The organism is Rhizobium sp. F40D2 (assembly GCF_051810745.2).
Lineage (GTDB): Bacteria > Pseudomonadota > Alphaproteobacteria > Rhizobiales > Rhizobiaceae > Rhizobium.
In genome coordinates this window covers 672423-696584 of record NZ_JBPWQX020000004.1, presented here as the reverse complement: position 1 = coordinate 696584, position 24162 = coordinate 672423, and the positions used below count along the sequence as shown (strand labels likewise).

The following is a 24162-nucleotide window of genomic DNA, read 5'->3' as shown; positions in this document are numbered from 1 at the left end:
CTATCAAATCGATGTTCGGTCTAACGGATAAATGGGACACCGGGCTCGTCGTCCCAGGCGGCGTCATCCGTAAAAGCTGGGCCGGAATATTCCGTCTCGCGAAGCGGGCGGACATCTGGCTTGCCGCGCTTGAGGGTGAATGCCGCAGCCACCGCCCTTATCGCCACCGGCCTGTAGTGAGCGAGCAGGTCCGGTTTCTGATCGTCATCCGGTTCACTCCTGAGCATGCATGATCCCCATTTCGAGCGCAGCGCCAATGCCGATCCGACAATATGCCGGGCGGCTACGCCCTTCCTCCGATTGCCGCTGTGTAAGGTATCACAGTCGCCAATCGTGATCTCACTTGATTTTTTCAGTTTATAGGCTGTATGAACTTATTTACTCATTCCCGAAAGTTCACATGGCTAGCGAAACCGATATCTTTAGTGAATTAGACCAGTTCGACAGGAAGATCCTCGCCGCGCTCGCCGAGGACGGCAGGCTGTCGATCACCGATCTCGCAGCACAGGTCGGACTGTCGAAGACGCCGTGCCAGATCCGCTTCAAGCGGCTGATCAGCGACGGCTATATCGAAGGCTTCAAGGCCGTCCTCAACCCCGCGAAAATGCAGCTTGACCACATCGCCTTCGTCGAGGTGAAACTCTCCGACACCCGCGAGGATGCGCTGAAAAGCTTCAACGACGCCATCAAGAAAATCCGGGAAGTCGAAGAATGCCATATGATCGCCGGCCGGTTCGACTATCTCCTGAAGATCCGCACCCGCGACATCGGCCGCTACCGCCGCGTCCTCGGCGAACGCATCTCGACGCTGCCCCACGTTGCCAGCACCTCGACGAATGTCGCGATGGAGACGGTCAAGGAAGCCTGGGACAAGTTCGGGCCGAGCTTGTCCTGAAGGGCGCGATTGCCGACAATCTCGCCAAGCCAATATTCGGCCACTGAAGCGCAGATGAGGATCGAGATGGATCACACCAGCAGCCCGCAAACCTCGGCGACCGAACATAACGAAGCGCGCCGGCTGCAATATCTTCCGTGGGAACGTATTGCGTCGGACCTCGACCATCCCGCTCACCTCGCCCGCAAGGCGGAGCTTCGGCGGGTCTGCGGCGCTGAATTGGCCGAAACGTCCTATATCGCCGAGAACGCTGCGATCTTCACCGAGCGCCTGACGATGGGCGAGCGGTCCTGGATTGCCGGGCACGCGCTCGTTCGGGGCGACGTGATCCTTGGTGATGATTGCTCCATCAATCCCTATGCCTGCGTGTCCGGCAAGGTGACCTGCGGCAATGGGGTGCGGATTGCCTCGCATGCATCGATCGTCGGCTTCAATCATAGCTTTGACGATCCTGATCGCCCCATCCACCGCCAAGGCGTTATCAGCCTCGGCATCACGATCGGCGACGATGTCTGGATCGGCGCCAATTGCGTGATCCTTGATGGCGTCACCATTGGAAACGGCGCGGTGATCGCCGCCGGGGCTGTGGTCACGCAGGACATTCCCGCCTTGTCGATTGCCGGTGGCGTACCGGCAAAGGTGCTGCGGAGCCGAGGCGCGGCAACCAGGAAATCCGGCACTGGAGATATCGAAGACCGGTTGCTCAAGCTCGGTCAGAACGCGAAAGAGCAATGGCCTGACATTCTTGCACGGTGGAAAACGCCTGAGGCCTATGAATCGTTGGAGGCGGACGGCGTCAGGCGGCCGGCAGTCCGGCATCTGTGCGATGCCATCGAGATCGCCGCCGGCTTCGGGCATCTGCCGCCCGGGCTCGATCCGTCGCAGACCGTCGAGCTTCTCCAAGGCCTTCAGGATCGAGAGACCGGGCTTTTCCCCGAAGAGCATTCGCGCGTAGATGGCCGGGCGTTGAGGGCGGATCCGAAGGCACTCTACAATGTGCTTTCGGTCGGCTATTCGCTTGAACTGCTCGGCTCCAGGCCACGGCACACCATCCAGGCGGTTCAGCTCGGTGCTGAAGAGCTGGAGCGATGGCTGAACACCCTGCCCTGGTCGAGCCGGGCATGGCACGCCGGCAGCGTCGTCGATGCCATCGGAACTGCCATGTACTTCAACGCGCGGTATTTCGGCATCAGAGGTCCACGCCAGGCGCTTTTCGAGTGGCTGAGCGGTAACGCCAACACCGTCTCGGGCCTGTGGGGCGAACCGACGGCGCTGGAAGGATGGCTGCAACCGGTGAACGGCTTTTACCGGTTGACGCGCGGCACCTACGCGCAGTTCGGCATGCCGCTTCCCCATCCGCACGCTTCGCTCGAAACGGTTCACCTCAACTACCGAAATCACAAGGGTTTCGTCGGCGCGCAATACAATGCGTGCAACCTACTCGATACGATCCATCCGCTGCTGCTGATTGCCCAGCAAACCGATTACCGGCGGGCCGATGGCGAGGCGATCGCCCGCGATCTCATATCGAAAGCGCTCGATCGATGGCGAGATGGCAAGGGTTTTTCCTTCGCCGATGGCGGTGAACCGAGCTTGCAGGGAACGGAAATGTGGCTTTCGGTCATTCACCTGGCGGCGGATTTCCTGGATCTGTCGGATCGGTTCGCCTTCGTCCCGAAAGGCGTGCACCGGACTGCAACGTCCGGGCTCGGCTTATAATCAACCGTGCAGCGATGCGGTCAGCCAGGCGGCGGCGAGGTCGCGGGCATTGCTTCGCTTGGCTTTGACGGGCACGATCACGTTGTAACGATCTTCCGCGGCAAGCTCGCTTTGGTCGGCGGGCACCAGGGTTCCGTCCTCGAGAAAAGTGCCGATCAGCATGCGCCAACCCAAGGCAATCCCCTGCCCGGCGCGCGCGGCGGCGATTGTCTCGGTATAATGGCTGAACCGAAGCGACGGCTTGACCGTCATATTGGCGCCGGTGAGCGAAACCCATTGCGACCAGCTGTACCAGGAACGATCGAAAACATCCGTTTCGATGAATTCATCAGCCGAGCCGAGCGGCCCATCTCCCCGACGTCGGAGATAATCGGGAGAGCAGACGGGGGAAATGACATCGCCGCGCGAGGCGATAACCGTCCCGTCGCTGAAGGGAGGCAGGCCGTAGCGGATCGCCACATCGACCTCCCCGTCGTCGAGCGCAATCGGGCTATCCTGGGATATCACCCGCACCAGAATGCCCGGGTTGGCCCGGCGGAATTCAGCCAGCCGCGGCAGCAGCCAGAAGGAAGAGAATGCGACGGTTGCGCCGATCGTCACCACGTCCTGACTGCGCGACTGGAGCGCTTCCACACTCTCGGCGATATCGGCAAAACTCTTCGCCAGTGTCGCGCCAAGGCTGATGCACGCTGCCGTCGGTTCGATCGCTCGATGCTTGCGCACGAATAGGGACTGGCCGAACTCCTCCTCCAGCAACGCAATCTGCCTGCTGACGGCTGCCTGGGTAACGCCGAGTTCGGTCGCAGCCAGGGTGAAGCTTTTCCGGCGCAGCACCGCCTCCAGGGTCACCAGTGCGGTCAGCGATGGAAGCCGTCTTCGAAATTGCATCTTGGAGACCTTTTCACATGAGAAAAGATTATGCGAACATGATTTTTTATGCCGTTGAAAGGCCGACACTGCAAGCGCAATCTGGGGAAACTCTCACATAAGAGGTTCTCATGCTAAACAGGCTCCCATCTTCCATTTCGGCGCTGCTCGACTCCCGCTCTGAAGGCCATTCGCTGCCGGCCGGCCTCTATGTCAGAGAAGACGTGTTCGAAGCAGACATCGACGTCTTCTTCCACAAGCACTGGATCTGTGTCGGCCTCGACTGTGACGTTCCCGAAGCCGGCGACGCCACCGTCGTCGATATCGGCAAGACGAGCCTGATCCTTCTGCGCGACGACGACGGTGAAATCCGCGTCCTGCACAATGTCTGCCGCCATCGCGGCTCCCGCCTTCTCAATCCGGGCAAGACGATCGTTTCGAAGCTCGTCTGTCCCTATCACACCTGGACCTATGAGCTGACGGGCGAGCTCAGCCACGCCCCCCATATGGGCAAGGAATTCGACAAGGATTGTCATAGTCTCAAGCCCGTTACCTTCAAATCGATCGGCGGCCTGATTTACGTCTGCCTGTCCGACAATCCGCCCGAGGACATTGCCGGCCTCGAACAGGCGATGGTCGAGCGCCTTGCTCCCTACGATATCCGCAATGCCAAGATCGCCCACCAGACCGACGTCATCGAGGACGGCAACTGGAAGCTGACGATGGAGAACAATCGCGAGTGTTATCACTGTTCCGCCAACCACCCGGAACTCTGCGTCTCCTTCGTCGATCTCGACTTCGGCTTCGATCCGGAAACGCTGAGCCCTGAGGATCGTGAGCAGGCCGAGGAGCATTTCCGGCTGTACGAGGAGCGCACGCAGGCATGGGAGGCCGACGGTTTTCCCTCGGCTGCCGTCGAGCAGCTTTCCGACTGCGCCACGAACTTCCGCACGCAGCGGCTGATCATATCAGGTGCCGGCGAATCCCAGACCCACGACGCCACCGCCGCATCCTCCAAGCTCCTCGGGCAGATGACCCGCAAGGATCTCGGCGACACGCATCTCTGGGGTCACAACAGCTGGAACCACTTCATGGGCGACCATGCTGTCGTGGCAACGGTCATCCCGCTCTCGGCCGGCAAGACGCTGGTGAGAACCAAGTGGCTGGTGCACAAGGACGCCGTCGAAGGGGTCGATTACGATCTCGACAAGCTAACGGATGTCTGGGTCGCCACCACGGATCAGGACGCCGATCTCGTCGCCCGCTCCCATGCCGGCGCTCTCGATCCCGCCTATCAGCCAGGCCCCTATTCCCGCTTTTCCGAGACGAACCTCGACAAGTTCGCCAGCTGGTACATCGACCGGATGCGCGCTCATGGATACTAGGACCCCGCAAGTGCTGCTCGCAAAGGCCGCCCGTCACGACGTCTGGAATCCCGAGGAAGACGATGCGCTCGTCTGTCTCGACGTCCAGCAGGAGACCCATGACGTCAAGACCTTCACCTTCGCATCCCCGGATGGGAAGCGGTTCGCCTTCAAGGCCGGCCAGTATTTCCTGTTCGACCTTGAGCACAACGGAGAGCCAGAAAGCCGGTGCTACAGCATCTCCTCTTCGCCGCATCGCACGAACGCCTTCTCCGTCACGGTGAAGCGCGTTCCGGGCGGCAAGATCTCCAACTGGCTTCACGACACCCTGGTTCCGGGCGCATCCGTTAAGGCGAACGGCCCGCTTGGCCATTTCATCCGGTCTGAGGCATCGAAGCCAAAACTTCTGCTGCTCTCCGGCGGCTCCGGCATTACCCCGGTCATGTCGATTCTGCGTGAACTCGCCGACAGCTGCGATCCTGCCGATGTCGTCTTCATGCACGCCGCGCGCACGCCGCAGGATCTGATCTTCCGTGACGAGTTGGCCTGCATCGCCGGCAGGCTCAAGGGCCTTCGACTGCACTTCCTGCCGGAGACCGTTGCGGGCGAGGCATCCTGGCCGGGCCTCACCGGCCGCATTTCGGCGGACTATGTCAGGCTCGCGGTTCCAGATATTGCGGAGCGAACGGTAATGTGCTGCGGCCCCGTCCCATTCATGGCGGCAGCACGCAGCATTTCCGCCGAGCTCGGCGTCCCCACCTCGCACTACCTGGAAGAAAGCTTCGACGCCGCGGTCATCGACGAACTCGAGATCCCCGCGATCCAGGAAGCGACGGCCAAGGTCTTTCAAGTCACATTCTCGAAGCAGGCCCGCAGCATCGCGGTAACAGGCGACCAGAGCGTGCTCTCCTGTGCGAAGAAGACGGGCGTCAGGATTCCATCTTCCTGCGCCAACGGCGTTTGCGGCACCTGCAAGTCGAAGCTGACATCAGGCACGGTTGACATGAACCACAATGGCGGCATCCGCCAGAGGGAAATCGACGCCGGCTTTTTCCTGCCCTGCTGCTCGAAGCCGCTCAGCGATCTCATCATCGAACGCTGAGCGACACCGCATTACTTTTCGACAATAGGGATCCCAGATGCTGCGAGACGAAAACGAATCCGTCGAGCTGGCCGGCTCGACCGTCTTCAAGGACGAGCGGAAGCAGGCTTACCTCAATCCCGATGGAGCGGACCGGCCTCTCATCAGTCCTGTGCCGGCCGCCACCTTGGACCTGGCGCGCCGCTACCGGCTGGAGCGGCTGCGCATGAAGATGCGCGAATGGGATTGCGGCGCCCTGCTGCTCTACGATCCCGTCAACATCCGCTATGCCTTCGACTCGTCGAATATGAGCATCTGGACGATGCACAATCCGTCGCGCTACGCGCTGATCCTGGCCGACGGCCCGGCGATTATTTTCGAATTCGAAGGCGCCGAACACGTCAATGACGGGCTGCCCGGCATCGACGAGATCCGGCCGTCGAAATCCTGGATCTTCTTCACCGCAGGCAACCTCGTGGAACCCCGCCTGAAGGCCTGGGCGGACGAGATCGCCGACATCGTCAAGGGGAATGGCGCCAACAGGCGCATCGCCGTCGACAGGCTCGAACCATCAGGCGCGTTCGAACTCACGGAACGCGGATTTACCCTTCTCGACGGCCAGGAGCTGGCCGAACGGGCGCGGTCGATCAAAAGCGCCGAGGAAATCGAGCTGATGCGCTGGACGATCCGCGTCTGCGAAGCGGGCATGGCGCGGATGTACGAAGTATCAGAGCCGGGCCGCACCGAGCGGGAAATCTGGGCCGAGCTCCACTTCGAAAATGCGCGCAGCGGCGGCGAATGGCTGGAAACCAAACTGCTGACCGCAGGCCCGAGAACCAATCCCTGGTATCAGGAATGTTCGGACTACGTCATCAAGCGCGGCGAGATGATCTCCTTCGACACCGATATGATCGGCCCCTACGGCTATTGCGCCGACCTCTCGCGCTCATGGACATCAGGCCATGTGGCGATGAACGCCAAGCAGAAGAAGCTTTACGCCGCAGCCAGGAACCAGATCGAGCACAATCTCTCGGTCATCCGACCGGGAATGACATTCCGGGAGTTCAACGAATTGTCGTGGCAAATCCCGGAGAAATACCAGCCTTATCGCTATACGCTCGCCCTGCACGGCACCGGCATGGCCGACGAATGGCCGGGCGTGCTGCTGCACCCGGATTTCGATCCTGATTTCAGCGGCATCATCGAAGAGAACATGGTGCTCAACGTCGAAAGCCTGATCGCCGAAGCCGGATCTGAGAGCATCAAACTGGAAACCCAGGCCCTGATCACATCAAAGGGCGCGGAGCGGCTGGACAGCTTTCCGTGGGAGGATATCTGAAACCTCGTCGCGCGAGGCGTCTCGGTCAGTGTGCTCTTAAAGCTGCCGCGCGATGCTGCGACGGGGTGTGCCCGAAGGTCCGCTTGAAGGTTCGCGTGAACTGCGAGGCGTTTTCGAAGCCGACGTCGAGCGCGATCTCGATCAGCGGCGCCTTCGACTGGACCAGGATCGATTTTGCCCGCTCCATGCGAACCCGATTATAGGCCTTGGCGGGAGACATTCCCGTCTTGTCGATGAAAATTCTCTCCAACTGCCGCCGTGACAGGCCAACCATGCCGGCAAGCTTCTGGATCGATATGCTGCCGTCGACGAACTGTTCCATCGTAATCATCGCCGCCTTGACGCGAGCGTCGTCATAGTCGTCATACAGCGGACGGCGGGGCTGGATGTCCGCCGGCGCCCGGGCCTTCTCGATCTGAAGCACCTCAAGCGCATTTCGCTCGGCATCCCGGCTGATATATTTCCTGACCAGCAACGCGGCCATGTCGGCCGAACTGCTGCCGCCGGCGCAGGATCCGCGCTGGCGATCGAGATTGAAGAGCCGGTCGGACCGAACGCCGAGGTCGGGAAACCGCTCGCGAAACTCCTTGTAATGCAGCCAGCTCACGCAGGACTCGTGCCGCTTCATCAGGTCCGCCGCCGCAAGAATGAACGACCCGGTGCAAACGCCGATCAGCGGCACCTTCTTGGCATCCGCCTGTCTGAGAAAATTGATGGTCTGCTGGTCGACAGGGTTTTCCACCGTCAGAAGCCCACCGACGACAACGATATAGTCGAATTTCAGCGGATCGACGAAATCGGAGGTTGGAGCAACCTGGACCCCGCAGCTCGAGGTGATCAGATGCCGCGTGCTGCCGATCACCTGCCAGTCGGCAAGCACCCTTCCGGACCGATCCTGCTCGTCACTGGCAAGCCGCAGCGTGTCGACGAAGAGTGCGAAGGCCGACAGCGTAAACGACCGCGACAGCACGAATCCCACCTTGAGCCGGGCAGCGGATTTCGCGGCGCCGTCTCCCTGTCGATGCTGCTCCGGTCGCATTGTCATCTCCTTGCCGCCTCGCAAAACTCGGAAAACGCGCTCATCGGATTTGAAAACCGTGCGCCAGCGGATCCCGGTCGTCAACAAAAATGGTGTTGTGGCCGATGACCCGCGCCCAGCCTCCGATGCTGGGAAGAATCCCGCGATAGGATCCGATCCTTGCCTCGGCTTCGACCCAGCCCTCGAAAATGGTTCCGATCAGGCTTTCATGGCGGTATCTCGACCCGACGGCGAGCCGCCCCTTCCCATGGAGCTGGGCCATGCGCGCCGAGGTGCCGGTGCCGCCTGGGGACCGATCGATCGCCTTGTCGCCATAAAAGACCGCGCAGCGTCCGTCCGAGACGTCGTTCACCGGGCGGTCGCACCAGATTGCATGATGCACGCCGCGGATCCTGGCATCGTCGGGATGAACGGGATCGCAGACCTCGGCAAGTGCTGATCTGAGCTTCTGGCTGCAGCCGACGATGTCGGAGGCGCTCTTGCCGTCTAGCCCACTCCAGTTCTCTTGCGGCTCAACAACCGCATAATAATTGCCGCCATAGGAGATATCGACGCGCAGACGGCCCATACCAGGAACATCGACCTCGACATCCGCCTCATGCAGATAGCTCGCCACATTGTGGAGACGAACGGAATCGACATATCCGCCCTTCTCCTCATAGGTGACATCCACTCTGCCGGCCGGCGTTTCGATGGCGACCCTACCCGGCTCGCGCGGCTTGACCAGTCCCTCTTCGATGGCTGCGGTCACGGTGCCAATCGTGCCGGCGCCGCACATCGGCAGGCAGCCGCTGACCTCGATGAAAAGAACGGCGAAATCGCAGTCCTCCCGATAGGGGGGATAGATGATCGAGCCCGACATGATGTCATGTCCCCTCGGCTCGAACATCAACGCCTTGCGGACCCAGTCGTGGTCGCGGACGAAGATTTCCCGACGCTCGCCCATCGGCAGGTGCGGAAGCAATGGGCCGCCGCCGGCGACGAGGCGGACGGGGTTGCCGCAGGTATGCGCGTCGATGCAGAAGAAGCTGTTTCTCATCCTCGGTTACTCCTCATCTCGCCTTCGGCAGCCTGTCACGGTCGAGCAGGCCGCGGGACAACCGGTCGAGCAGGAGGGCGACCGCGACGATCGCCAGGCCGGCCCTCAGACCAAGCCCCATTTCCATGCGCGTCAGGCCGCGCGTCACCTCGGCGCCGAGGCCGCCTGCGCCGACGAGGCCGGCCAGCACGACCATGGCCAGCGACAGAAGAATGCATTGGTTGAGTCCGACCAGCAGCGTCTGCTTGGCCAGCGGGATTTCGATCTTCCACAGGATCGAGCGCGGCGGCGCCCCGATGGCGCTGCCGAGTTCGATGAAGACCTTGGGCACCTGATTGAAGGCCAGCGTCGTCAGGCGCAGCATCGGCGGAATGCCGTAGACGATGGTGGCGATAATCGCCGGCACGCGTCCAAGGCTGAAGATCATCACCGCCGGAATGAGGTAGACCCAGGGCGGCACGGTCTGCATCACGTCGAGAATTGGCCGAACCACCGCTTCCAGTGTCTTGTGCCGCGAGCACAGGACGCCGATCGGAAAGGCGATCAGCACCGAGATCATGACAGCGACGCTGACCAGCGCAAGGGTCTGTATCGATGCCGTCCACAGCCCGACCAGCAGGCAGAAGCCGAGGCTGAGACCGGCAAGGACCGCGGCGCGCAGGCTGACGGCAAAAAATGCCAGGACGACGACGACCGCGATCGGCGCATAGGGCGGCACGAAGAGCAGTGCTGCCTCGATTGCCGAAAGCACCGTTTCCACCAGATAGCTGATGGCCGCAAAGAGCGGGTGAAGATTGGTGTTGAGCCAATCGACTGATGGAGCCAGGAAGGCGCCGGGCGAAAACTGCAAGGTCGAGAGATTCATGCTTTCCTCCCTGTTCCCAAGCGAGCGGCACTCTGGGTTATCCGGTCAATCACCATGGTCAATACCACGATGGCGATCGCTCCATTGATAGAGGTGGCGATGTCGAGTGTCCTGATCGCGCCGTAGATCGTCTCTCCGAGCCCGCCGGAGCCGACGATGCCGGCGATGACCACCATGCCGAAGGCCATCATCAGGCTCTGGTTGATGCCAGCCATGATGCTCGGCAGGGCAAAGGGAAGACGGATCTTGAAGAACATCTTTGCCGGCGTCATCCCGAGCGCCTCCCCGATCGCCTTTGGGGTCGATCCGCTAAATCTGACAATTCTGTCCATGGCTTTGACTGCTGCCACGCTTCCGCTGACAGTCGTTCCGTTTCTCTTCCTGATGAATGATGAGCGATATGTTGGAAAACATGGGAACGGCATTATTTCTAATTAGGCAGTCGTCTTGATCATTCTTCTGGGCTCTGTCCTGGCGATTGTGACCATCCCGCTGGAGCTGCTCGGAGGCACGTGATGGATTTGCTGCATGATGTTCTGGACAAGCAACTGGTCGACCGCGACGGCGTGAAGATGGGCAAGGTAGACGGTATCGTCGCCGAACTGCGCCAAGATGGCCCTCCCCGCGTGGTCGCGATAGAAGTCGGCGCTATTGCGATGGCCGGTCGACTTGGTCACCGACCACAGCGATGGATAACTTGGTTTGCCACCAAACTTGGCCATCGCGTGGCGTGGAGCGCTGTCCACGGGATTGGGATTGACGTTCAGTTGAACGCGGCCGTGAGAGACACCGCGATTTTTGACTGGCAAGACTGGCTGCGAGAAAGAGTGGTGGGTAAAATTCCCGGAGCCTAAATTGGTGGAGATCAATATCGAATTGCTTCTGGGCCGGGCCGTCTCATCGAGAGCGGGCAAAACGATTGGCCATATCGAAGCGATACGGGCCGAACAAGACGGGCCAGATCTTGTTATAACCGAGTTTCATGTCGGCCTATACGCCGCCATGGAGCGAATGTCTGCATCGCCATTAGGTATAGAGCTACTTGATCTTTTTCACCTCCGCCGCAGGCATCGCGGCTATCGCATACGCTGGAATCAAATCAGATCGGCAAGGCCGAGTTGAGGCTGCTTTGCGACGAAACGGAACTTGCCCCGCTGGACGGTAGCCATTTGAAGAAATAGCCGTTGCGGTGTCAGCCGGCATAACCGCATCTGCAGCTTCCGACCACGACGATGGCGACAGGACTCACTATCGAGCGAGCTGGCACGATCATCGGACTCAACCTCCGCCACCTTCTCGGACTTCACTATTCCGCAAAAAGGACGACAGCCTTCCTATGCCCGTTCACAGCGATGACGGGCATTAGCGGCAGACAGCGCACGCCACGCTCGACAAGTTGGGAACCGATTTGGGGGCCACGCCACTCGGCGCAAGAAACTGATGTTCGTTCAGCCGCTAGTTTCGAGGACGGACCCACTATGCGGTTTGCGGTTTGCTTCCTACCAGGCCTGCGCGAAAAGTAGGAAAATGCGGTGGTGTTCGCCATGGGCGAAACGCCAACCGGTTAAAAGAAACTACATGGCCGCCCCCCATGCTACCGATCGAGCACGTTCCTGATGCGCAAGGCGAGATCTGCGAGTGCAAATGGCTTCTGCAGGAGATGGACCCCCTTATCGAGCCGGCCCTGATGGACGATGGCATTGCGAGAATAACCGGTCGTGAACAGGGCCCTGATCGACGGTTGACGTTCCCTCGCCCTTGCGACCACATCCGCGCCGCTCATGCCCCCGGGTAACACGACATCGGTAAATATAAGATCCACCGGTAGGTTGAACGCCAGAACCTGCAATGCCGTTGGACCGTCCTTGGCTTCCAAGACGCGATAACCGAGCTCCTTTAATGACTCCACAGAATAGGTCAGGACGTCGGGGTCATCCTCAACCACCAGAATGATCTCGCCGACAGCCGCTTCGGGGAGTGGGAGAGGGGCAATGGCTTCCTCATCGACATGCCCCGATAGGAGCCTCGGCAGGTAAATCTTGACGGTTGTCCCTTGCCCAAGCTCTGAGTAGATTTTCACATGTCCTTTCGATTGCTTGGCGAAGCCGTAGACCTGGCTTAGGCCAAGCCCGGTCCCTTTCCCCTGATCCTTGGTCGTAAAAAAAGGCTCGAAAGCGCGAGCGACGGTTTCTGCGTCCATCCCCGATCCAGTATCGGAGACAGATATTGCAACATATTGTCCCGGAACCACTTCAGCATGATTTGCTGAATAGGCTTCATCCAGGTGCGCGTTGAAGGTCTCGATCGTGAGCTTCCCGCCATCCGACATCGCGTCCCGTGCATTGATGGCCAGATTAAGAAGGGCACTTTCCAACGCATTCGGATCTGCTTCAGTTTTCCAAAGGCCGCCTGCAAGAACGATCTCCACCTCGTAAATTTCTCCCAGCGTTCGATGCAAAAGGTCCGACACCCCCCGAATAAGGCTATTGGCGTCGACAGGTTTCGGATCAAGCGGCTGGCGCCTGGCGAAGGCGAGGAGCCGTTGGGTCAACGCCGCCGCTCTTTCGGCACCGCCCATCGCCTGCGAAGCAGCGCGGCGAAGCCGGGTTGCCTCAGCCGGCAGAGTCCGCAACAGCGTGTCGAGATTTCCAACGATGATCTGTAGCAGATTATTGAAATCATGCGCGACGCCACCGGTCAGCTGCCCAACCGCCTCCATCTTTTGCGCTTGCCGTAAGGCTTCGGCATTGCGGGTCAACTCATCCGTCTTCTGCATTACAAGATCTTCGAGATGAGCGTTCAGCTCCTTCAGAGCCTCTTCCGCGCGCCGTCGTTCCTCCAGTTCGCGCTGTGCAGCCTCGAAAAGCCGAGAGTTGTCGATGGCAACAGCCGTCTCACCGGCAAGACCGAGCAATCCCCGTTCCGACTCCTCGCTGAACACGCCGGTATCAGCGTGGCCGAAAAACAACCCTCCAATCACCTCTTCTGTTCGAGAAATGACAGGGACCGCGAGATAGCTCCTCACGGGAAGATGCCCTTCCGGCATCCCCGCGTAGGGAGCATTTTGTCCATAACGAGGATCTTGCGTGATATCATCTGACCGAACGATGCCTTCCCCTTTGAATGTTGCGGAAAATACGGCCGTGTTGCGAGGCATGGGGAAGCTTGAGAACGCCTCGTGCGGCACGCCCGCAAGCGAATAGAGCATGTAGCTTTCGCCGGCGTGATCGACAAGGTTGTAGAAAAACGCGCCGAATTGCGCCCCCGTCAGTTCGACGCCGGCGTCCGTCACCGCCTGAACAAGCCGTTCCAGATCGTTTTCGCGTGCCAGGATAGCTCCTGCACGATTAAGAACCTCCAGCGCGCGAGTGCGCTCGCGCAGCGCGGATTCGGTCCGCCGCTGCCTTGTGCGATCTCTGAGAATTTTTACGAAACCGATTAAGCCTTCGCCATCGGCAAACAGCGGCGTGGTTTCACCAACCGCCCAGATTTTGCTCCCGTCCTTCCGAAATCGCCACCCCTCGCCGCCACCCTTGCCGTTTGCCTTTGCATCGGCAAGTTCGGTGGCGAGCAAACCCGCGGCATCCTGATGCGCGGGAAAAATCTCGAGCAGAGTCTTTCCCACCATCTCATCTTCAGTCCAGCCAAGCAGATTGCTGGCCCCTTTGCTCCAACTGACGACGATTCCGTGCGGGTCTAAGATAATGATGCCGGTATCGACGGCACTGTCGAGGATCTGCTGAAGTCGCTCGGCAGGCAGGTACGTGGATGAGGTCATCTTCTACCATCGGGAGTGTAAGGGCGCGAATTGGCTCCAAAGTATCACAAGCATCTTGCTGGTCCAGCATTCGCTCTGACGCTGTCACAACCTTGGCTGTTGGCACCGTTCAAGTTGGGAGGAAGGCTTGCCAGCGCTTCAACCCCGGAGCAGCGGCCTGACTGGTCCGACCGACAGCCCCGTTTCGTTCAACCTACAGACACCGCGCCCTAATCCGAACTTACATCCGCCTTGAAGGGATACGGACCACCGACCCCGCCATTCCACAAGCGTGCAGTCGATGGGACCGGAACCCGCGCGCCTCATGCAAATATCGCGCCGCTGGATTTGCACATCCGACAGCCGACCTATTGGAGTGAAGATCAGGCGTAGATTTTATCACCAAATGGTGCTATCTATAACACCATAATAAGGAAGCCAAACGATGCGATCGACTATCAATCTAGACGACACCCTCATGGAAAGGGCTAGGTCTCTAACGGGCACGAAAGAAACCGCCGCTCTGGTCCGCCGAGCGTTGGAGACGCTTGTTCGTGTGGAGTCGGGAAAACGCCTCATCGCGCTTGGCGGAACTATGCCGGATGCGGAGGCAGCCCCACGCCGCCGGAGCGCAGCTGCCAAGTGATACTTGCCGACACTTCCATCTGGATCGATCATTTCCGGCATGCCGATTCAGAGCTGCGTAGGATTATTGAGGACGATCGTCTCTTATGCCACCCAGCCGTAATCGGAGAGCTCGCACTTGGCAGCCTTCGGGATCGCAGTAGCGTGATGGCTTTCCTGGCGGCCCAGCGCGAAGCGTTCGTCGCGACGCACGACGAAGTTATGATGATGATTGATCGCCACGCCATTTTCAGTATGGGCATTGGCTATACAGATGCCCACTTGATGGCCTCAGTTCTCCTCGATCAAAGAGCGGTCTTATGGACCAGAGACAGGCGTCTGCGGGCAGCGGCCGAAAAGGCGGGGGCTTCATTGCACACCCCTGCCAGCGCGGGAAACTAAATGCTGTATCGAAGCACTCATGCTGGTCGTGAGCCGCCTGAGCGCAGAGTTCCGATCGATGCATTATGCGATCTTGCTGGCTCAAAAAGCGAACTCTATGGCAACCAGCCGGTCGTTGGCCTTGAAAGCTCTCACCGTGCCAGAACCGTTGACCCCGGTATTTCACTGTTGTCAAAGCTGAGTAGAGACGCGACGTCCTCAGCCACTTAGAAATGCGACACTCAGCATCGCCGCTGGCGCTGATGGCAGCCCCCGATCCGACCGGCTGGGCCGGGTTGCGAGAGAGGAGCGGGGGCGGGTAAGGGACACCCCTTGGGAAGATTCAGCACGCCCGCCCGGCCATGGGTGCCTACGATGACGAGATGTACGTCACCCTCGTCCGCCAGCCCGACCCATTGCTGCGCTTCCCGAAGGCGTTCGAGCATATTGCGCGTCATCTGAAGCGCGTTGAGCTCCTGTTCGGCCGGCGTGCAGACTTAAAGAGGTTGCGCCACTCGCTGCAGATAGCCCCCAAAGGGATCCGCCGGTAAATGCTCGCGGCTGGGTGATCAGCAAGAAAGAGGGCGACCTGATACATCCGGCAGAATTGGTTTGGTTTAGGAATCGGGCGAAAGGGCTAAAAAAATATACTTCGGCATAATAGCGAGGGCAATCTAGGCAGAGTTAATGTTGCAACGGCCCCTAAAAGAGACACCCTCCCATCACGGGCCGACTTGCCGCGCCGGCGTTTTGCTTGACCGCGAGACCTTCACCCTGCCGGCGCGGCACTTCTTAAAGCATGAAACCGTGTTGCAGCAGCTTTGCTCGTCGCGAAGCTGACTTAACAACATGCACCGGAACCTGAGTCGGAGGAAGATCAACCGAGATGCGACCGCCTCAATAATCCGAAGCATAGGCTCGTTGACATGAGAGGAAAGTCGGTGAAGCTTGATTGGATCTGCGATGCCTGCACCTGAGATGCATGCGGGCGGCATCGAAGCGAGCGGTGTGCCATGGACGACACGGTCAAAGATGCGCAGAAGACCAGGAGGAACATGTTCGGACGGAAGCGCGCGCTCGCTTCCATCAGCCAGCAGACATCGACTGACCTTCGGCACCACGAGCCACAATCCTCCTGGACTGACGGCGATCGCATCTTTACACGAGAGCTAATCTGGAGCGGCAAAGGCGCATCAAAAGCCGTTCTCAGGGTGCAGCTTGCAGCCGAACATCCCAGTCGAACCAGTCTTGACAGACTGGCCCACGAATATCGCCTGAAAGACGAACTCGACCGGGAGTGGGCAGCCAAACCGTTGGATTTCACAACGGAAAACGGTCGTACCGTGCTCGTCCTCGAAGATTGCGGCGGCGTGCCCCTCCCGCAGTTGATGGGACGGCACAGCCATGGCATGGCCGCCGAACTCACTGTCTTTTTGCGTCTCGCCAAGGGCATTGCGGCGGCAGTCGGCAAGGTTCACGGGTGCGGCCTCATTCACAGGGACATCAAGCCGGCGAATATACTGGTGGACGAGGCGGAAGGGCGGGTCCGTCTCACGGGCTTCGGAGTGGTATCGCATCTTTCTCGTGAGCGCCAGGCTGCCGAGCCCCCTGAGGTCATTGCCGGCAGCCTCGCATACATGGCGCCCGAACAGACCGGCCGCATGAACCGATCGGTGGACTCGCGCAGTGACCTCTACGCCGTCGGCATCACGCTCTACGAAATGATCACCGGCCAGTTGCCGTTCACTGCTTCGGAGCCGATGGAATGGGTGCACTGCCACGTTGCCAGGCGACCGGTGCCGCCGTCCGAGCGTGTAAGAGAGCTACCACGCGTTATCTCGGCAATCGTGATGAAGCTGCTCGCCAAGAACGCAGAGGAACGATACCAGACGGCCGCCGGGCTGGAGGCGGATCTGCGACGTGCCCTCGTCGAGAGCGAGAGGCATGGGCGGATCGCAGAATTTCCGCTCGGGACACGCGATGTTCCGGACAGACTGGTGATTCCCGAGCGGCCCTACGGTCGCGAACGCGAGATCGCCGCCCTAACCTCCGCATTCGACCGGGTCGTCGCGGGCGCTGGGCCGACGCTGCTGCTGGTCTCGGGTCATGCCGGCGTGGGCAAATCCGTGGTCGTGAAGGAGCTCCACCGCGCCCTCGTGCCGTCGCGTGGGCTGTTTGCTTCCGGCAAATTCGACCAGAATCAGCGTCACATTCCTTATGCGAGTCTAGCGCAGGCCCTGCAAGGCCTCGTCAGAGTGCTGCTGGGCAAGAGTGAAGCGGAACTCGCGCCATGGCGCGCTGCTTTAACCGAAGAGCTGGGCGCCGGCGGTCGGCTGCTGGTAACGCTCATTCCGGAACTTGAATCTCTCATCGGCCGGCTTCCGGCGGTTGCGGATCTGCCGCCTCAGGATGCCAAACGCCGCTTCCATTTGAACATCAGGCGCCTACTGCGAGTATTTGCCACAGCAGAACATCCGCTCGCGCTATTTCTAGACGATCTCCAATGGTTGGACGCAGCAACGCTCGATCTGCTTGAAGATTTGTGCACCCAGCAGGATATGCGTCACCTGCTGCTCATTGGCGCCTATCGCGACAACGAAGTATCGTCCACCCATCCGCTGATCCGCCGGCTGACAGCGATCCGGGAGGCCGGTGGCCAAGTGCATGAAATCGTGCTGACGCCGCTTAGGCTGGAAGATCTGACCCGGATGCTGGCAGACGCTCTTCATTGCGGAAGCAACCGTGTCCAGCCGCTTGCGCGGCTAGTGCATAAGAAGAGCGGAGGCAATCCCTTCTTCGCGCTCCAGTTTCTGAGCACGCTGCCGGACGAAGGCCTGCTCGAATTCAATCGCGAACGGGCGCACTGGGATTGGGATCTCGATCGCATAAGAGCCAAAGGCTATACCGATAACGTCGCGGATCTTATGCTAAGCAAGCTGCGGCGCCTGCCCGATACTACGCAGGCTGCCCTGAACATGCTGGCGTGTCTCGGCAATCGGGCGGCGGTTGATACCCTGGCTCTGATCAGGAGCGAAAATCACGACGCAGTTCATGCCGCCTTTTGGGCCGCGGCGCGGGCCGGACTCGTGCTGCTTGAAGAGGGGTCATCATACCGCTTCCTGCACGATCGTGTTCAGGAGGCCGCCTATGGGCTGATCCCTGAAGATGAGCGGGCGGCAGCGCATCTTTCCATTGGCCGCCTCCTGCTGATGCATACGCCGCCGCAGGCACTCGATGAGAATATTTTCGAGATTGTCGGCCAACTCAACTGCGGCGGCGCGCTGATCGCGCCCGGTGAAGAGCGCGAGCGTCTCGCGGACTTGAACCTGCTTGCCACGCGCCGCGCCAAGGCGTCGGCTGCATACGAATCGGCGCGGGCCTATGCCGGCACAGGTGCGGCTTACCTGCCGGACGATGCGTGGGAGCGCCGATACGAAATCGCTTTCGCCCTCGAACTCCACAGGGCCGAGTGCGAATTCTTGACCGGGGCACCGGCGGAGGCGCAGGCCCGCCTCGCAGAACTGGCAAGCCGAGCCACCGGCCTCGCCGATCTGGCCCGCGTCACGCGCCTGCGCGTCGACCTTTTCATGAGCCTGGGTCGGAGCGATCAGGCCATCATATTTGGTCTCGACTACCTGCACCGGGTCGGCATTTCGTGGTCGTCCCACCCGACCAGGAGACAGGTGCGCCAGGAATACGCGCGGCTTTGGCGACAACTCGGGGGCCGCCCTATCGAAGCGCTGCTTAACTCGCCCCCTATGGCGGACCCGGTCGCGCTCGCGACCATGGACGTTCTGACTTCACTTGTTACGCCGGCCCTGTTTACCAACGAGAATCTGCGCTGCCTCGTTATCGGGCGAATGGGCAACATCAGCCTCAAGCACGGCAACAGCGATACATCGCCTTATGCCTTCACTGCTGTGGGCACGGTGCTCGGGCCCTATTTTGGCAACTATGAAGCCGGTTTTCGGTTCGGCCTGCTCGGACTGGACCTGACGGAACAGCCCGGAAAGGAACGCCTGAAGGCACGAGTCTACCTCGCCTTCGGTAACCTAGCGAAATCGTCGCCGCGTCATGTCCGCACCGGCCGTGCGCTTGCGCAGCGCGTATTCGAAACGGCACAGCAGGTCGGCGATCTCACCTACGCCGTCTTAAGCCGGAATAACCTTGTGACTTATCTTCTGGCCGCTGGCGAGCCCCTCTCGCAGGTTCAGCGCGATGCGGAAGCCGGCCTGGACTTCGCGCGTCAGGCCGGCTTCGGAGTCGCCGTCGGTTTCATCAGCGGGCAACTCCAACTCATCCGAACGCTTCGCGGGCTGACGCCAATCTTCGGATGCTTCAACGATGAAGGGTTCGACGAGCAGCAATTCGAACTTAAGACCGACGGCAAGCCGGGCAGTTGCCTGTACTGGATCCGCAAGCTACAGGCATGTGTATTTGTCGGCGATACCCTCACAGCACTTTCGGCAGCCTCTAAAGCAGAAAGCCTCCTCTGGATGACTCCCGCTATTTTCGAGCGGGCGGAATATCACTTCTACACCGGCCTTTCATTGGCCTCTGCTTTGCAAGGATCGACCACTGAAACGGCTCTTTATCGCAAGGCCATCCGCGCTCACCGCCGGCAGCTCGACACTTGGGCCGAGCACTGCCCGGAGAATTTCGCAAGCCGCGCAAAATTGCTTGGCGCAGAGATCGCCCGCTTGGGAGGCCGTGAGCTGCATGCCGAGCGCTTCTATGAACAGGCGATCCAGTTGGCGCATGCGCACACGCTCCCACACGATGAAGCGATCGCCTATGAGCGCGCTTCCGCCTTTTACCGGGCGCGCGGCTTCGATCAGATTGCTCGTCTCTATCTTCAAAACGCCCGTCGCTGTTATCTCAGTTGGGGAGCCGACGGCAAGGTGCGGCAGCTCGAAGAAGCCTATCCGCAACTGCGGGATGGACATTCGGCGCCGGCTGCAACAAGCACGATCGAAGCGCCGATCGAGCATCTCGAGCTCGCCACCGTCATCAAGGTGTCGCAAGCAGTCTCCGGCGAAATTGTCGTCGAGAAGCTGATCGATACGGTGCTGCGAATGGCCGTGGAGCAGGCGGGAGCCGAACGTGGCCTTCTGATCCTGTCGCGTGGCGGCGAACCTCGGATTGCCGCTGAGGCGGCGATCCGAGGCGAAGCGGTCCTCGTAGAGTTGCGTAATGAGGCCATCGCCGGCGTGATGCCGGAAACAGTTCTCAATTACGTCCTGCGTATGCGGGAAATCGTCAGCCTCGACGATGCGTCGGCCGAAAACGCCTTTGCGGCCGATCCCTATATCCGCCATCGCGGGGCCAGATCCATTCTCTGTTTGCCGCTGATCAACCACGCGAAGCTGATCGGTGCGCTGTATCTGGAAAACACTCTGGCGGGCCGTGTCTTCGCGCCGGGGCGCATTCCGGTGTTGAAGCTGATTGCCTCGCAAGCCGCCAGCACGCTCGAAATCACCGGACTTTACCGCGACCTGGCAGAACGTGAAGCGCGAATAGGCCGGCTTGTCGAAGCGAACATCATCGGAATTTTTATCCGAGACATCGGAGGTCGGATTGTCGAGGCCAACGAGGCGTTCCTCCAAATGGTGGGCTACAGCCGTGACGAACTCTTGGCGGGTCGCCTGCTCGATAAAGAGCTGACACCGCCGGAATGGCGCGAGCGCGACGCCGAAGCCGACGCCGAACTGAGAGTGACCGGCAGCGTCCGCCCCTTTGAAAAGGTGTACCAGCGAAAGGATGGCGGTCACGTACCCGTGATGATCGGTGAGGCAAGTTTCGAGGGGGCCGGGAGCCAAGCGGTGGCCTTCGTGCTCGACCTGTCCGAGAGCAAGCGAGCAGAGGAGAGGCTGCGCGCAAGCGAAACTCGCTTTCGGACCTTCGTCGACCATGCCACCGACGCCTTTTTCCTCCATACTGACAATCTGACCGTCATAGACGTCAACCACCAGGCCTGTGAAAGTCTTGGTTACAGCCGGGAGGAACTGATTGGCATGCACCCCCGCGACTTTGACGGAGCTATCGACGAAAAGGCGCTTGCGACATTGGTGGATCGCGTCGACGCAGGACAGCCAATGACTTTCGAAACGCTCCACAGGCGTAAGGACGGAACAACGTTTCCGGTCGAGGTTCGCGTCGGTAAATTCCGACAGGAAGAGCAATGGTTTCGTCTTTCGCTGGCGCGTGACATCACCGGCCGAAGGCAAGCCGAGGATGCTATTCAGCTTGCGCGAGCAGAACTTGCCCACGTAAGCAGGCTGACCACTATGGGAGAACTTGTAGCCTCCATCGCCCACGAGGTCAGACAGCCGCTCACAGGGCTAGTCAGCAGCGGCAATGCCTGCCTTCGCTATCTCGACGCGGATCCCCGTGACATCGTCTCCGCCCGTCGCGCCATCGAGCGCATGATCAGCGACGCTTTTCGCGCATCCGAGGTCATCGACCGGATTCGGGCAATGGCGAAGAAATCGCCCGAGCGCAGGGACCGGCTGAATATCAACGATATCGTGTCCGAGACGATTGCGCTGGTGTCCACGGACCTCGAACGCGGTGCGGTGTCGCTTCGTACAAACCTCTCCGACGGCTTGCCCCTGATCGTAGGGGACCAAGTGCAAATTCAGCAGGTGATCCTGAACCTTATAATGAACGCCAACGACGCGATGGCGGTGATGCCAAAGGGAGCGCGCGAACTCATCGTAAGCACTGAAAAGGCAGCACCCAATGCCGTTTTGGTGGCAGTCCGCGATAGCGGCCCTATCCTCGACCCGGCGAAGATCGGCGATATATTTGAGGCGTTCTATAGTACCAAACCCAAGGGTATGGGCATGGGCCTGACGATCAGTCGTTCGATCATAGAGGCTCATAAAGGCCAACTCTGGGCCACCGCAAACGCGCCCCACGGCGCCATTTTTCAGTTTACATTACCAACCGAGGAGAAATAATGGATCCATGTCCGGGGCGCCGCCTGACCGGCGCAAACATTGGGGACTTGGATGAAGGAGATCGTCTACATCATTGATGATGACACATCTGTCCGCGAAGGCCTCGGCGATCTCCTGCGCTCGGTTGGACTTGAGGTACTGACATTCGCTTCCAGTCAGGAGTTTTTGGATAGCAAGCGCCCTGAAGTTCCGGGCTGCATCATTCTCGATGTAAGGCTGCCGGGGCGTAGCGGCCTGGAATTTCAGGGCATTCTCACTTCCCTTGGAATTGAGCTACCTGTCATTTTTATCAGTGCCCACAGCGATATTCCGATCTCTGTGCGGGCGATGAAAGCCGGCGCTATCGAATTCCTGACGAAGCCGCTGCGCGAGCAGGAATTGCTCGATGCCGCCTATGCCGGAATCCAACGGGATTGCGCTCGGAGGCAGGAAGTCGCACTCATTGCCGAGCTTCGGTCCCGCTATGATTCCTTGACGCCTCGTGAGCGCGAGATCATGAACCTGGTGGTCGCGGGCAGCGTCAACAAGCAAATCGCAGCTCAAATGGGCTTGAGCGAGGTGACTGTCAAGGTTCATCGCGGCCACGTCATGCAGAAGATGCAGGCGAGATCTCTCGTTGACCTGGTCCGGATGGCGGACGGCCTCGGATTGTCGACGAAGCCGTCGTGGGTCAGGTAGGCTCACGCATCTAGACCAAAGTATCGGGCGTCCGCCACGGATGGGATAGCCGGGGCGCCAATTCGGCGAGTCGCTTATCTCATTGGGCAATACGCTCCGAAGGCCGTCGGCTTTATCCTCTTACCGGCTGAAAAACTTACAGAGACAGGACGGACGTTATCGGGTCTCGGTGCAAGAATCTGCACCGGTCCGCGGGTCCCTGCCATTGAACGGACGCTCATCATGTCATCATGTTGACGCAACGCGAGTAACTGAAAGACCGAGGAAAGGTATCATTCATGCAAAACCAGAGATACGCCCGGCAGAAGAACCTCAACATCTACTGGACGGTAATCGATACGGTTTCAGACCGAAAAGCTCTCGTCAATGGCTTCGTTATGGACATGCTTACCGCCGATGAAGCCGAAGAATTGGTCAACACGCTGAACCGTGCAGAATCCCATCCTATCCTTGCGCCCGCCCAGAGGGAGCACCACGATCAAAGACGACAGTAACTCCTCGATCGCCATCCAGCCGACCGCTCGTCCTATAGACTGTGACGAGAGGACGATAGGGGGCGCTCGCACTCTTAAGGTCCCTCGCAGCGAAATGATGTTGAGCACACTGGGTGGAACCGCTCTTCTACACGGTTAGTCCGGGAATTGATGGGCGGATCGAGACTGAAACGATCGGACCCATCAACTCCGGACTAACCATGCGGCACATCCCACGGATTCACGAGTGCAACTCCCATGCCCTCGAAATCCTTGATATTGCGCGTCACCAGCGTCATGCGACGGGTGAAGGCTGTCGCCGCAATATAGGCGTCATTAATCGGCTTCGGATTTGGCACATGCCATCGGGCCGCCTGGACGGCGGCCCCCTCGTCCAGAGGCAGGATGCGGCCGGAAAACGCAGTGAGAACGATATTCTCCAACCAGTTGCGCAGCACCTTGCCGGCGGCGACATCATTATGCTCCACCAGCCGGACGCCAATCTCCAGCTCATGCAAGACGACGGAGGAAATGAAGGTCTCGGCCGGATCGACGGTTTCATTCCAGACCACGACGTTGGGATCAGCCCTTCCGCTCGCGACCTTGCGCAGTTCGGACACGACATTGGTATCGAGCAACAACATCAGGACAGGTCGACGGGCTGGGCATGTTCCGTGCGCTGCGGCAGCGGCAAGTCGATATCTTCCGCCCCCGGCGCGGCGAGCATATCACCAAGCGTCCGCATTTTGCCTGTCAGCCGCTTGTACTCGTCGAACGACAAAAGGACATGCGCAGGCCGACCCCTGTCGGTGATGATCACTGGTCCGTCCTTGGTGGCTCGCTTTGCGCGGCCAAGATCCTGATTGAGCTCCCGGCCTGACAGCGTGGTGACGGTCATGACAAGCCTCCAACATTCGTGGTTACGTAACCACATTTAGTCCACATAGACCGGAATTGCAAGATGCAGCAACTCGTCCCCTTTCGGGTTCCTCGAAAGGGGACACGAATATGTTGCCCTGCCCCGCGCGCGTTGCAATCGCAATCCAGTCTGTTGTGATTGGCTGCGTGATGAAGCCGAA

Annotated in this window: 20 protein-coding genes and 2 pseudogenes; 13 read left to right on the top strand and 9 right to left on the bottom strand. The window is 59.9% G+C overall.

The annotated features are described in order from the left end of the window. Positions 1–20: 20 nt before the first annotated feature. The gene (locus tag ACS4RS_RS32000) at positions 21–227 is read right to left on the bottom strand and encodes a hypothetical protein (RefSeq protein WP_439012227.1); all 207 of its coding nucleotides are present in this window, start codon (positions 225–227) and stop codon (positions 21–23) included. A 173-nt stretch (positions 228–400) separates the two neighbouring features. Between ACS4RS_RS32000 and ACS4RS_RS31995 the strand changes: the two genes are divergently transcribed. Both ACS4RS_RS31995 and ACS4RS_RS31990 read left to right on the top strand, forming a co-directional pair. Continuing rightward, complete coding sequence (locus ACS4RS_RS31995; protein WP_439012226.1) at positions 401–895, top strand: Lrp/AsnC ligand binding domain-containing protein; 495 nt, start codon at positions 401–403, stop codon at positions 893–895. A gap of 66 nt (positions 896–961) precedes the next feature. Beyond that, positions 962–2614: a DapH/DapD/GlmU-related protein gene (locus ACS4RS_RS31990; protein ID WP_439012225.1), complete on the top strand. Its 1653-nt coding sequence runs from the start codon at positions 962–964 to the stop codon at positions 2612–2614. On the opposite strand, the gene ACS4RS_RS31985 is transcribed toward ACS4RS_RS31990, so the two are convergent. Then, positions 2615–3502, bottom strand: a complete 888-nt coding sequence (locus ACS4RS_RS31985) for a LysR substrate-binding domain-containing protein (RefSeq protein WP_439012224.1) — start codon at positions 3500–3502, stop codon at positions 2615–2617. Positions 3503–3612: 110 nt separating this feature from the next. On the opposite strand from ACS4RS_RS31985, the gene ACS4RS_RS31980 reads away from it, so the two are divergent. From ACS4RS_RS31980 to ACS4RS_RS31970, 3 genes are read left to right on the top strand one after another with little or no spacing between them, the layout of a single operon-like run. Continuing rightward, complete coding sequence (locus tag ACS4RS_RS31980; protein ID WP_439012223.1) at positions 3613–4866, top strand: SRPBCC family protein; 1254 nt, start codon at positions 3613–3615, stop codon at positions 4864–4866. Further along, on the top strand, positions 4856–5947 hold the full coding sequence (locus tag ACS4RS_RS31975) for an FAD-binding oxidoreductase (protein WP_439012222.1): 1092 nt from the start codon (positions 4856–4858) through the stop codon (positions 5945–5947). Before ACS4RS_RS31980 ends, ACS4RS_RS31975 begins: the two co-directional genes overlap by 11 nt. Positions 5948–5984: 37 nt before the next feature. Then, the gene (locus ACS4RS_RS31970) at positions 5985–7265 is read left to right on the top strand and encodes a M24 family metallopeptidase (RefSeq protein WP_439012221.1); all 1281 of its coding nucleotides are present in this window, start codon (positions 5985–5987) and stop codon (positions 7263–7265) included. Positions 7266–7290: 25 nt separating this feature from the next. On the opposite strand, the gene ACS4RS_RS31965 is transcribed toward ACS4RS_RS31970, so the two are convergent. The 4 genes and pseudogenes from ACS4RS_RS31965 to ACS4RS_RS31950 form a co-directional block, all read right to left on the bottom strand. Continuing rightward, on the bottom strand, positions 7291–8304 hold the full coding sequence (locus ACS4RS_RS31965) for a helix-turn-helix domain-containing protein (protein ID WP_439012220.1): 1014 nt from the start codon (positions 8302–8304) through the stop codon (positions 7291–7293). Between the two features lie 40 nt (positions 8305–8344). Beyond that, positions 8345–9343, bottom strand: a complete 999-nt coding sequence (locus ACS4RS_RS31960; protein WP_449314108.1) for a 4-hydroxyproline epimerase — start codon at positions 9341–9343, stop codon at positions 8345–8347. Positions 9344–9356: 13 nt separating this feature from the next. Then, positions 9357–10208: an ABC transporter permease subunit gene (locus tag ACS4RS_RS31955; protein ID WP_439012219.1), complete on the bottom strand. Its 852-nt coding sequence runs from the start codon at positions 10206–10208 to the stop codon at positions 9357–9359. Beyond that, a pseudogene (locus tag ACS4RS_RS31950) lies at positions 10205–10498 on the bottom strand (ABC transporter permease subunit); the annotation flags it as partial. The gene ACS4RS_RS31955 and the pseudogene ACS4RS_RS31950, both read right to left, overlap by 4 nt. On the opposite strand from ACS4RS_RS31950, the pseudogene ACS4RS_RS31945 reads away from it, so the two are divergent. Beyond that, positions 10485–10724, top strand: a pseudogene (locus ACS4RS_RS31945) (divalent metal cation transporter); the annotation flags it as partial. The pseudogenes ACS4RS_RS31950 and ACS4RS_RS31945 sit on opposite strands and share 14 nt — an antisense overlap. Beyond that, complete coding sequence (locus ACS4RS_RS31940) at positions 10724–11062, top strand: hypothetical protein (RefSeq protein WP_439012218.1); 339 nt, start codon at positions 10724–10726, stop codon at positions 11060–11062. The pseudogene ACS4RS_RS31945 and the gene ACS4RS_RS31940, both read left to right, overlap by 1 nt. Positions 11063–11802: 740 nt before the next feature. Here the strand turns inward: ACS4RS_RS31940 and ACS4RS_RS31935 are convergent. Next, positions 11803–13986: an ATP-binding protein gene (locus ACS4RS_RS31935; protein WP_439012216.1), complete on the bottom strand. Its 2184-nt coding sequence runs from the start codon at positions 13984–13986 to the stop codon at positions 11803–11805. A 424-nt stretch (positions 13987–14410) separates the two neighbouring features. Between ACS4RS_RS31935 and ACS4RS_RS31930 the strand changes: the two genes are divergently transcribed. The 6 genes from ACS4RS_RS31930 (at position 14411) to ACS4RS_RS31905 (ending at position 23104) form a co-directional block, all read left to right on the top strand. Then, on the top strand, positions 14411–14611 hold the full coding sequence (locus ACS4RS_RS31930) for a type II toxin-antitoxin system VapB family antitoxin (protein WP_439012215.1): 201 nt from the start codon (positions 14411–14413) through the stop codon (positions 14609–14611). Beyond that, complete coding sequence (locus ACS4RS_RS31925) at positions 14608–14991, top strand: type II toxin-antitoxin system VapC family toxin (protein ID WP_439012214.1); 384 nt, start codon at positions 14608–14610, stop codon at positions 14989–14991. Before ACS4RS_RS31930 ends, ACS4RS_RS31925 begins: the two co-directional genes overlap by 4 nt. A gap of 362 nt (positions 14992–15353) precedes the next feature. Then, positions 15354–15521, top strand: coding sequence for a histidine kinase (locus ACS4RS_RS31920; protein ID WP_449314107.1), 168 nt, complete (start codon positions 15354–15356; stop codon positions 15519–15521). A 462-nt stretch (positions 15522–15983) separates the two neighbouring features. Further along, positions 15984–21932 (top strand): AAA family ATPase, encoded by a 5949-nt coding sequence (locus tag ACS4RS_RS31915; RefSeq protein ID WP_449314106.1) that lies wholly within the window; start codon positions 15984–15986, stop codon positions 21930–21932. A 51-nt stretch (positions 21933–21983) separates the two neighbouring features. Beyond that, positions 21984–22610, top strand: a complete 627-nt coding sequence (locus tag ACS4RS_RS31910) for a response regulator (RefSeq protein ID WP_439012213.1) — start codon at positions 21984–21986, stop codon at positions 22608–22610. 278 nt (positions 22611–22888) lie between these two features. Further along, positions 22889–23104, top strand: a complete 216-nt coding sequence (locus ACS4RS_RS31905; protein ID WP_449314105.1) for a hypothetical protein — start codon at positions 22889–22891, stop codon at positions 23102–23104. 194 nt (positions 23105–23298) lie between these two features. Here the strand turns inward: ACS4RS_RS31905 and ACS4RS_RS31900 are convergent, their stop codons facing one another. Both ACS4RS_RS31900 and ACS4RS_RS31895 read right to left on the bottom strand, forming a co-directional pair. Next, positions 23299–23727 (bottom strand): type II toxin-antitoxin system VapC family toxin, encoded by a 429-nt coding sequence (locus tag ACS4RS_RS31900; protein WP_016736056.1) that lies wholly within the window; start codon positions 23725–23727, stop codon positions 23299–23301. After that, entirely contained in the window at positions 23727–23981 is a 255-nt protein-coding gene (locus tag ACS4RS_RS31895; protein ID WP_012490196.1) for a type II toxin-antitoxin system Phd/YefM family antitoxin, read from the bottom strand. The genes ACS4RS_RS31900 and ACS4RS_RS31895 overlap by 1 nt, the downstream gene beginning before the upstream one ends. Positions 23982–24162 lie beyond the last annotated feature (181 nt).

Bases quoted from the DNA above. Each gene is read 5' to 3' on its own strand.
- ACS4RS_RS31895 (WP_012490196.1), bottom strand. From the start codon at position 23,981: ATGACCGTCACCACGCTGTCAGGCCGGGAGCTCAATCAGGATCTTGGC.
- ACS4RS_RS31930 (WP_439012215.1), top strand. From the start codon at position 14,411: ATGCGATCGACTATCAATCTAGACGACACCCTCATGGAAAGGGCTAGG.
- ACS4RS_RS32000 (WP_439012227.1), bottom strand. From the start codon at position 227: ATGCTCAGGAGTGAACCGGATGACGATCAGAAACCGGACCTGCTCGCT.
- ACS4RS_RS31980 (WP_439012223.1), top strand. From the start codon at position 3,613: ATGCTAAACAGGCTCCCATCTTCCATTTCGGCGCTGCTCGACTCCCGC.
- ACS4RS_RS31955 (WP_439012219.1), bottom strand. From the start codon at position 10,208: ATGAATCTCTCGACCTTGCAGTTTTCGCCCGGCGCCTTCCTGGCTCCA.
- ACS4RS_RS31910 (WP_439012213.1), top strand. From the start codon at position 21,984: ATGAAGGAGATCGTCTACATCATTGATGATGACACATCTGTCCGCGAA.
- ACS4RS_RS31920 (WP_449314107.1), top strand. From the start codon at position 15,354: ATGTACGTCACCCTCGTCCGCCAGCCCGACCCATTGCTGCGCTTCCCG.
- ACS4RS_RS31995 (WP_439012226.1), top strand. From the start codon at position 401: ATGGCTAGCGAAACCGATATCTTTAGTGAATTAGACCAGTTCGACAGG.
- ACS4RS_RS31905 (WP_449314105.1), top strand. From the start codon at position 22,889: ATGCAAAACCAGAGATACGCCCGGCAGAAGAACCTCAACATCTACTGG.
- ACS4RS_RS31965 (WP_439012220.1), bottom strand. From the start codon at position 8,304: ATGCGACCGGAGCAGCATCGACAGGGAGACGGCGCCGCGAAATCCGCT.
- ACS4RS_RS31940 (WP_439012218.1), top strand. From the start codon at position 10,724: ATGGATTTGCTGCATGATGTTCTGGACAAGCAACTGGTCGACCGCGAC.
- ACS4RS_RS31985 (WP_439012224.1), bottom strand. From the start codon at position 3,502: ATGCAATTTCGAAGACGGCTTCCATCGCTGACCGCACTGGTGACCCTG.
- ACS4RS_RS31960 (WP_449314108.1), bottom strand. From the start codon at position 9,343: ATGAGAAACAGCTTCTTCTGCATCGACGCGCATACCTGCGGCAACCCC.
- ACS4RS_RS31915 (WP_449314106.1), top strand. From the start codon at position 15,984: ATGGACGACACGGTCAAAGATGCGCAGAAGACCAGGAGGAACATGTTC.
- ACS4RS_RS31970 (WP_439012221.1), top strand. From the start codon at position 5,985: ATGCTGCGAGACGAAAACGAATCCGTCGAGCTGGCCGGCTCGACCGTC.
- ACS4RS_RS31900 (WP_016736056.1), bottom strand. From the start codon at position 23,727: ATGTTGTTGCTCGATACCAATGTCGTGTCCGAACTGCGCAAGGTCGCG.
- ACS4RS_RS31990 (WP_439012225.1), top strand. From the start codon at position 962: ATGGATCACACCAGCAGCCCGCAAACCTCGGCGACCGAACATAACGAA.
- ACS4RS_RS31935 (WP_439012216.1), bottom strand. From the start codon at position 13,986: ATGACCTCATCCACGTACCTGCCTGCCGAGCGACTTCAGCAGATCCTC.
- ACS4RS_RS31975 (WP_439012222.1), top strand. From the start codon at position 4,856: ATGGATACTAGGACCCCGCAAGTGCTGCTCGCAAAGGCCGCCCGTCAC.